The sequence below is a fragment of the Parapedobacter soli genome (assembly GCF_025460835.1).
Lineage (GTDB): Bacteria > Bacteroidota > Bacteroidia > Sphingobacteriales > Sphingobacteriaceae > Parapedobacter > Parapedobacter soli.
Genome location: NZ_JAMXAY010000127.1, coordinates 1 through 1,458 on the forward strand (window position 1 = coordinate 1; position 1,458 = coordinate 1,458).

The window sequence follows — 1,458 nt, forward strand, 5'->3', positions numbered from 1 at the left end:
CTGGACTTACCCCGAAAAATAGGCGGTTCTCGATCTAATTTCCTTGTACCGTGTTTGTTAGGTCGTATTCCAAGTGGAATCGGTCTTTTTGATTGAAAAAACGGGGTAAGTTTTTTCAAATAAAAAAGCATAAGTGCAATCTTTGTAATTGACTAAAAAACAAGGGATACACTTATGCAATACAGTAAACTTGCGTTTAAACTGCGCGGTAAAATTAATGAATTTTCGGGGTATGTTTCTTCCGGTTTGGACAAAACCTGCCGCAGGTTCGTATCGGAGGCTGTTTACGGGATGCTGGGCTCGCAGTCGGTGCTGCTGACGGAGATCGGCCGTTCGCTGGGAGAGGGTGTGAGTCTGAAGAAAATCGAGGAGCGCTTCTGCCGCCAGCTGGCCAAGGAAGACATATGGCCTGTTCTGCAAAACCGGGTGCTTGAAGAAGGCTGCCGCCGGGTAAAGGGAGATACGCTGCTGATCCTTGACCTTGGGGATATCCATAAGAAATACGCCTCGGACATGGAACACCTGGGTTATGTACGGGACGGGAGTGCCTCGGGCGCGATAGTCAAAGGTTACCATACCAACCAGATCATCGCTTCCCAACTGGGTGCTAGGGAGGTACTCCCGCTCTACCAGGAACTCTATTCATCACGCAGCCCGGATTTCGTCAGTGAAAACCAACAGATACTGGATGCCATCGACATGGTGAGCAGCCACTGCGATGGCCGGGGCACATGGGTGATCGACCGCGGGGGCGACCGGGGGAAGATATTCCGCCATCTGCTGAAAAGCAGGTTGCAGTTCGTGGTAAGGCTACAGGGCACACGCGATGTGCTGCACGGCCGGACAAAGAAAAACGTGCTGGAGGTGGCCCGGCGGTGTTCCTGCCCTTACAGCGAAACCATCGTCAGGGTGGACGAGGGAAAGGAAAAGGCAAGGCATATCCAATACGGATACACAACCGTCCGTCTGCCAGCACATCCGAAGAAAACACTGTACATGCTCGTGGTCAAAGGGTTCGGAGAGAAACCGATGATGCTGCTGACAACCATACCCCTGCGCAGAAACCGAAAGCTGCTACGCCGGGTGCTGGCCAGCTACATCAAACGGTGGAGCATCGAGGAGACCATACGCTTCCTCAAGCAGAGTTATGACGTGGAGAACATCAGGGTGTTGAAATACACGCGGTTGCGTAATATGATGGCCATCCTGCTCGCTGTATTCTATTTCATCGCAGTCAGGCTGGATACCCAAACCAAGCTCAGGATAATGGTCTCACATGTGCTGAAACAGGCCAAACGCGTATTCGGTGTACCGGATTTCAAATACTATGCGATAAGCGACGGGCTGGCAAATATATTCAGAAGATCGCCCCGAACCGCATCATACAAGAATGTAACCCAAAAAGGACAACCGCCCGACCAACTGACACTAGACCTATAAATTTCGGGGTAAGTCCAG

The 1,458-nt window shown here is 51.4% G+C and carries 1 protein-coding gene; it reads left to right on the forward strand.

Features of this window, described 5'->3' with window-relative positions; genetic code table 11:
- Positions 1-174: 174 nt before the first annotated feature.
- Positions 175-1,440, forward strand: a complete 1,266-nt coding sequence (locus NGM62_RS21830; RefSeq protein WP_262250420.1) for a transposase — start codon at positions 175-177, stop codon at positions 1,438-1,440.
- Positions 1,441-1,458 lie beyond the last annotated feature (18 nt).

Coding starts and splice junctions, on each gene's coding strand:
- NGM62_RS21830 (WP_262250420.1), top strand. CDS start 175: ATGCAATACAGTAAACTTGCGTTTAAACTGCGCGGTAAAATTAATGAA.